Annotated in this window: 4 protein-coding genes; 3 read left to right on the top strand and 1 reads right to left on the bottom strand. The window is 74.1% G+C overall.

What is annotated here, in order from left to right; translation table 11 throughout:
• Positions 1-42 precede the first annotated feature (42 nt).
• Positions 43-3,069, bottom strand: coding sequence for an excinuclease ABC subunit UvrA (uvrA, locus tag HCN52_RS19950; protein WP_168089832.1), 3,027 nt, complete (start codon positions 3,067-3,069; stop codon positions 43-45).
• Between the two features lie 292 nt (positions 3,070-3,361).
• Here uvrA and HCN52_RS19945 point away from each other — a divergent pair, with 292 nt between their 5' ends.
• The 3 genes from HCN52_RS19945 to HCN52_RS19935 form a co-directional block, all read left to right on the top strand.
• A complete protein-coding gene (locus HCN52_RS19945) occupies positions 3,362-4,054 on the top strand; it encodes a maleylpyruvate isomerase family mycothiol-dependent enzyme (RefSeq protein WP_168089831.1) in 693 nt (230 codons plus the stop codon).
• Positions 4,055-4,102: 48 nt separating this feature from the next.
• Positions 4,103-4,759 carry an MBL fold metallo-hydrolase gene (locus HCN52_RS19940; RefSeq protein WP_168089830.1) on the top strand — a complete coding sequence of 219 codons (657 nt, stop codon included), beginning with the start codon at positions 4,103-4,105 and terminating at the stop codon, positions 4,757-4,759.
• A partial coding sequence (locus HCN52_RS19935) for a DEAD/DEAH box helicase family protein (protein WP_209314764.1) occupies positions 4,756-6,899 on the top strand: 2,144 nt, incomplete at its 3' end. The genes HCN52_RS19940 and HCN52_RS19935, both read left to right, overlap by 4 nt.

Below are 6,899 nucleotides of genomic sequence, written 5' to 3'. Positions count from 1 at the left end.
ATCGGGTCCCGGCCCGCCGGGAGGGTCGGTCGCGCTCGCCCGCTACCCGGCGCGCTTGCCGCCCTTGGTGCGCTTGGCGGCGGCGGTCCCGGAGGCGCCGCCGGACGCCTTCCGCGCGGTGGCGGAGCCGCCCGCGGCCTTCTTCCCCCCGCGCGACCCGGACGACGCCGCCGTCCGGCGCGGGGACCGCTTCGCGGCGGTGCCGCCGGTGGGCCCGGCGTCGCTCACCCGGTCGCCCAGGATGTCCCGCAGGAACTTCCCGGTGTGGCTGGCCGGAACCGCCGCCACCTGCTCCGGGGTGCCCTCGGCCACCACCTGGCCGCCGCCGGAGCCGCCCTCCGGCCCCATGTCGACCACCCAGTCCGCGGTCTTGATCACATCGAGGTTGTGCTCGATGACGATCACCGAGTTGCCCTTGTCGACCAGCCCGGAGAGCACGTCGATCAGCTTCCGGATGTCCTCGAAGTGCAGCCCGGTGGTGGGCTCGTCGAGGACGTAGACGGTGCGCCCGGTGGATCGGCGCTGCAGCTCGGAGGCGAGCTTCACGCGCTGTGCCTCACCGCCGGAGAGGGTCGGCGCCGGCTGGCCGAGCCGCACGTACCCCAGGCCGACGTCCTTGAGCGTCCGCAGGTGGCGGGCGATGCCGGGGACGGCCTCGAAGAACTCCGTCGCCTCCTCGATCGGCATGTCGAGGACCTCGGAGATCGACTTCCCCTTGTAGTGGACCTCCAGCGTCTCCCGGTTGTACCGGGCGCCGTGGCACACCTCGCAGGGGACGTAGACGTCCGGCAGGAAGTTCATCTCGATCTTGATGGTGCCGTCGCCCGCGCAGTTCTCGCAGCGGCCGCCCTTGACGTTGAAGGAGAACCGGCCGGGGAGGTACCCGCGCACCTTGGCCTCGGTGGTCTCCGCGAACAGCCGCCGCACGTGGTCGAAGACACCCGTGTAGGTGGCGGGGTTCGACCGGGGGGTCCGGCCGATCGGGGACTGGTCGACGTGGACGACCTTGTCCACCAGGTCGTCGCCCTCCACCCGGGTGTGGCGGCCCGGCACCGACCGGGCGCCGTTGAGCTCCCGCGCGAGATGGGTGTACAGGATGTCGTTGACCAGCGTCGACTTGCCCGAACCCGAGACGCCGGTGACCGCCGTCAGCACACCCAGCGGGAAGCTGACGTCGACGTCCCGGAGGTTGTGCTCCCGCGCCCCCACGACCGTCAGCTGCCGGTCGGTGTCGACCGGGCGCCGCTGCTCGGGCATCGCGATCTGCCGCTTGCCCGAGAGGTACTGGCCGGTCAGCGACTTCTCGTTGGTCAGCAGCCCGGCCAGCGGTCCGCTGTGCACGACCTGGCCGCCGTGCTCGCCGGCGCCCGGACCGATGTCGACGACCCAGTCCGAGGCGTTGATGGTGTCCTCGTCGTGCTCCACCACGATCAGGGTGTTGCCGAGGTCGCGCAGCCGGACGAGGGTCTCGATCAGGCGGTGGTTGTCGCGCTGGTGCAGTCCGATGGACGGCTCGTCCAGCACGTACAACACGCCCACCAGACCCGAACCGATCTGGGTGGCCAGCCGGATGCGCTGCGCCTCGCCGCCGGAGAGCGAGCCGGCGGTCCGGCCGAGCGAGAGGTAGTCCAGGCCGACGTCGACCAGGAAGCGCAGCCGCTCGTTGACCTCCTTCAGTACCCGCTCGGCGATCTTCCGCTCCCGGGCGTCGAGCTTCATCTCGCGCAGGAAGTCGGCGCACTCGCTGATCGACATCGAGGAGATCTCCGCGATGGAGCGCCCCTTGACGGTCACCGCCAGCACCACGGGCTTGAGCCGGCTGCCCTCGCAGGCGGGGCAGGGCACCTCCCGCATGTACCCCTCCAGCCGCTCGCGGCCGGCGTCGCTCTCCGACTCGCCGTGGCGGCGCCGGATGAACGGGATCACGCCCTCGAAGACGGTCTGGTACGCCCGCTCCCGGCCGTGCCGGTTCTCGTAGCGCACCTCGATCTTGGTGCGGTGGCCGTACAGCAGCGCCTTGCGGGCCCGCGCCGGCAGCCCGGCCCAGGGGATGTCGGTGCGGAAGTTCAGCGCCTGGGCGAGCGCGTTGGTCAGGTGCTGGAAGTACCCCTTGGTCTGGCCGTGCGACCAGGGGTGCAGCGCGCCCTCCTCCAGCGACTTCTCCTCGTCCGGCACCACCAGCTCCGGGTCGACCTCCATGGTGGAGCCGAGCCCCGAGCACTCCGGGCACGCGCCGAACGGCGAGTTGAAGGAGAACGAGCGCGGCTCCAGCTCCTCGAAGGAGAGGTCGTCGTAGGGGCAGTAGAGGTGCTCGGAGTACATCCGCTCGCGCTGCGGGTCGTCCTCGTCGAGGTCGACGAAGTCGAGCACGACCATGCCGCCGGAGAGTCCGAGCGCCGTCTCGACCGAGTCGGTCAGCCGCCGCTTGGCACTGTCCTTGACGGTGAGCCGGTCCACCACCACCTCGATGGTGTGCTTCTCCTGCTTTTTGAGCGTCGGCGGCTCCGAGAGCTGCACGACGGCGCCGTCGACCCGGGCCCGGCTGAAGCCCTTGGAGCTGAGGTCGGCGAAGAGGTCGACGAACTCGCCCTTGCGCTCCCGCACCAGCGGGGAGAGGACCTGGAACCGGCTGCCCTCCTCCAGGCCGAGCACCTTGTCGACGATGGCCTGCGGCGACTGCCGGGCGATGGGCCGCCCGCACTCCGGGCAGTGCGGCTTGCCGATCCGTGCGAAGAGCAGCCGCAGGTAGTCGTAGACCTCGGTGATGGTGCCCACGGTGGAGCGGGGGTTGCGGGAGGTGGACTTCTGGTCGATCGAGACCGCGGGGGAGAGGCCCTCGATGAAGTCCACGTCGGGCTTGTCCATCTGGCCGAGGAACTGCCGGGCGTAGGCCGACAGCGACTCGACGTAGCGCCGCTGGCCCTCGGCGAAGATGGTGTCGAAGGCCAGCGAGGACTTGCCCGACCCGGACAGTCCGGTGAACACGACCAGCGAGTCGCGGGGGAGCTCGATGGAGATGTTCTTGAGGTTGTGCTCGCGAGCGCCGCGAACGAGGAGTCGGTCGGCCACGCCGATTGGCACCTTTCGGATGGTGGGCGACGAGGGGCCGGCGGCCGCGCCTGGCGCGGGCCGGGGATATGCGGTCCCCCGGACATACGGGTATGACTCCTCCCAGCGTAGGCCGGGGGTCCGACAGAAGCGGCCCGAGCGGGAGGGGTGGAGACACCGAGCGTACAAGAACATCTGTTCGATCTTGCTCCGCCGGGTCCGCCCGCCGTCCCCGGCGGCCCGCCGCGTCCCGTCCTCCCGGTCGTTCCCGAGCCCTCCCGGGGCCGCCGCTCCCCGGTATAGCGTGGTGATCATGAGCCGACCCGATGCTGACCTCTCCGGTCTCACCCGCGCGACCGACACCCTCCTCGCCACGGTCCCCGGCCTCGACCAGGCCGCGCTCTCCGCCCCCTCCCGACTCCCCGGCTGGACCCGGGGCCACGTCCTGGCCCACCTCGCCCGCAACGCCGACGCCATCGTCAACGTCATGGAGGGCCGGCCGATGTACCCCGACGCCGCCACCCGCGACCACGACATCGAGGCGGGTGCCGGCCGCACCCCCGCCGAGCACCTCGCCGACCTGCGAACCACCGCGGCGCGACTGCGGGAGGCGTTCGACGCCCGGCCGGACGACGCCTGGGACGCCACCGTGACCCTGCGGAACGGGGTGACGGACCTCGCCTCCGGGGTGCCGTTCCGCCGCTGGCTGGAGGTGGAACTGCACCACGTCGACCTCGGCGTCGACCGCGACGTCAGCGACCTCTCCGGCGCCTTCACCGACCGGGCGCTGGCCTACCTCACCCGCCGCTTCCACGGCAACGCCGAGGTGCCGCCGGTGGAGGTGCGGGCCGAGGACGGCCGCAGCTGGACCACCGGCTCCACCGACGGCCCCGCCGTCGTCGTGGCCGGCAACCCCGCCGCGCTCGTCGGCTGGCTCGCCGGCCGCACCACCGGCAGCGGCCTCACCGCCACCGGTGCGCCGCTGCCCGTGCTGCCCGCCCTGTGAGACGCTGTCCGCCCGTTTCCGGGCCCTGATGCTGGAAGGCAGGAACCCATGACGTACACGGGACGGGTCACCGTCGGCGGCCCCGCCGAGGTGCACGAGCTCGCCGGGCTGCTCATCTCCAAGGTGGCCGTGGGCCCCATGGAGAACAACGCCTATCTCCTCCGCTGCCGCGAGACCGGTGAGCAGCTGCTGATCGACGCCGCCGCGGAACCGGAGACGCTGCTGCGGCTGATCGGGGAGGACTCGGTCGCCACCGTCGTCACGACCCACCGCCACGGCGACCACTGGCAGGCGCTCGCCGAGGTCGTCGCCGCCACCGGCGCCCGCACCTGCGCGGGGAGGTTCGACGCCGAGGGCATCCCGGTCCCGACCGACCTGCTCCTCGACGACGGCGACGAGCTGTCGGTAGGGCACTGCCGGCTCGTCGCGCGCCACCTGCGGGGCCACACCGAGGGGTCGATCGCCCTCGTCTACGACGACCCCCGCGGCCACCCGCACCTCTTCACCGGGGACTGCCTGTTCCCCGGTGGTGTCGGCAACACCTTCGGTGACGACGCGGCGTTCCGCACGCTGCTGCACGACGTGGAGACCAAGTTCTTCGACGCGCTGCCCGACGAGACCTGGGTCTACCCCGGTCACGGCGCCGACACCACCCTGGGCGCGGAACGCCCCCAGCTCGCCGTCTGGCACGAGCGCGGCTGGTGACGGCGGAGCCGGCGGCGGACGGGGCGGCCGCGACCCGGCCGCCCCACCCGCTCCGGCGCCACCAGCGGGAGGCGCTGGCCGGTCTGGAGCAGGTCCTCGCGGCCGGCCACCGCCGTGCCTGGGTGGTCCTCCCGCCCGGCCTGGGCAAGACCCTCACCGGGCTGGAGGCGGCACGGCGGCTGGGACGGCCGGTCGTCGTGCTCGGGCCCAACACCGCGATCCAGGGCCAGTGGGTGCGTGAGTGGTCCGCCTTCCGCCCCGAGCCGCCGCCCGCCGGCACCTCACGTGACCTCGCCTCGACCGTCACCGTCCTGACCTATCAGGCGCTCGCCAGCTTCGATCCCGACGCCGAGGTCGCCGAGGACGGCGCCGGCACCGCCCACCTGCACCGGCTGCGCCCGGGCGGACGGGAGCTGGTCGAGGCCATGCGGCGGGCCGGCGAGATCACCCTGCTGCTCGACGAGTGCCACCACCTGCTGGAGACCTGGGGCGAGCTGCTCGCCGAGGTGCTCCGCGAACTGCCCTCCGCCACCGTGGTGGGCCTGACCGCCACGCCTCCCGAACGTCTCACCCGGGCGCAGGCGGCGCTGGTGGAGGAGCTGTTCGGCCCCGCGGTCCGCGGTCCCTCGATCCCCGCCGCCGTCCGGGAGGGGCACCTCGCGCCCTACGCCGAGCTGGCCTGGCTCACCACCCCCACCCCCGTCGAGGACGCCTGGCTCGCCGGGGAGGCGGAACGCTTCACCGAACTGGTCGCCCGCCTCATGACGCCCGGCTTCGCCGGCACCGACTTCCTGCCCTGGCTCGACCGCCGCGTCGTGGCGCGCACCGGCCCGGCCGGAGAGGGCGCCGGCCCGCTCCTCCCGTGGCACCGGTTCGCCGCCGCGGAACCCGCCCTCACGGACGCCGCGCTGCGCCTGCACCACCAGGGGCTCCTCGCACTGCCCGCCGGCGCGCGCCTCCGCGAGGAGCACCGCCACCCGCCGCGCGCCGAGGACTGGGTGGCGCTGATCGACGACTGGGTCCGCCGCTGCCTGCGGGTCTCGGCGACCGAGGCGGACCGGGCGGCCGAGGCGGAGATCCGGGCCGCACTCCCCGCCGTCGGCCACCGACTCACCGCGCGCGGCGTGCGGCGGGACCGCTCGCCGCTGGACCGCGTGCTGGCGCGCAGCGCGGCGCGGACGGCCGCCGTCGCCGAGATCCTCGCAGCCGAGGCCGACGCGCTGGGGAGCCGGCTGCGAGCCGTCGTGATCTGCGACCACGAACGCGCCACCGCGACCCTGCCGGCCCGGTTGGCGGGCGTCCTCGACGCCGAGGCGGGCTCGGCGCGCCTGGTGCTGGCGACGCTGGCCGCCGACGAGCGGACCGCCGCCCTCGCCCCCGTGCTGGTGACCGGCCGCACCGTCGCGGCGGCGCCGGCCACCGCGGAGGCCTTCGCCGCCTGGTGCCGTGAACGCCACCCCGGCCTCGACCTCACCGTCCGCCCGCTCCCCGACACCCCCGGCACGGCCGAGGTGGTCGGGCGCTGGACGAGCCGCCGCTGGGTGGCGCTGGCCACGGCGTACGTCGAGGCGGGCCGCACCCGGGCGCTGATCGGCACCCGCGCCCTGCTCGGCGAGGGGTGGAACGCCCGCCGGGTCAACACCCTCGTCGACCTCACCGAGGCCACCACCCCCACCGCGGTGGTGCAGACCCGGGGCCGGGCGCTGCGCCCGGACCCGCAGTGGCCGGACAAGGTCGCCCACACCTGGTCGGTGGTCTGCGTCGCCCCCGACCACCCCCGCGGCACCTCCGACTGGGACCGGTTCGTCCGCAAGCACGACGGCTACCTGGGAGTGGCCGAGGGCGGTGCCGTGCTCGCCGGCGTCGCACACGTCGACGCCACCCTCTCGCCCTACGCCCCGCCGGCCGCGGAGACCTTCCCCGCGTTCAACGCCGCCATGCTCGTCCGCGCCCGGGACCGGGCGCGGACGAGGGAGCTGTGGCGGGTCGGCGACCCCTACGAGGACCGGCTGGGCCACCTCCTCCGGGTCACCGCCGACCGCGGCCGTCGGCGTCCGGCGCCCGCCTTCCGGGACAGCGGGCACCGGCCCCCGCCCGCGGTGCCGGCCGCCCGGGGGACGGCACCGGCCCGCCCCGCCGG

The organism is Streptomyces bohaiensis, from assembly GCF_012033785.1.
GTDB classification, from domain to species: Bacteria; Actinomycetota; Actinomycetes; order Streptomycetales; family Streptomycetaceae; genus Streptomyces; species Streptomyces bohaiensis.
The sequence above is the reverse complement of the archived record's forward strand: the minus strand, read 5'-3'. Positions and strand labels throughout refer to the sequence as shown.

Coding starts and splice junctions, on each gene's coding strand:
- HCN52_RS19945 (WP_168089831.1), top strand. CDS start 3,362: ATGAGCCGACCCGATGCTGACCTCTCCGGTCTCACCCGCGCGACCGAC.
- HCN52_RS19940 (WP_168089830.1), top strand. CDS start 4,103: ATGACGTACACGGGACGGGTCACCGTCGGCGGCCCCGCCGAGGTGCAC.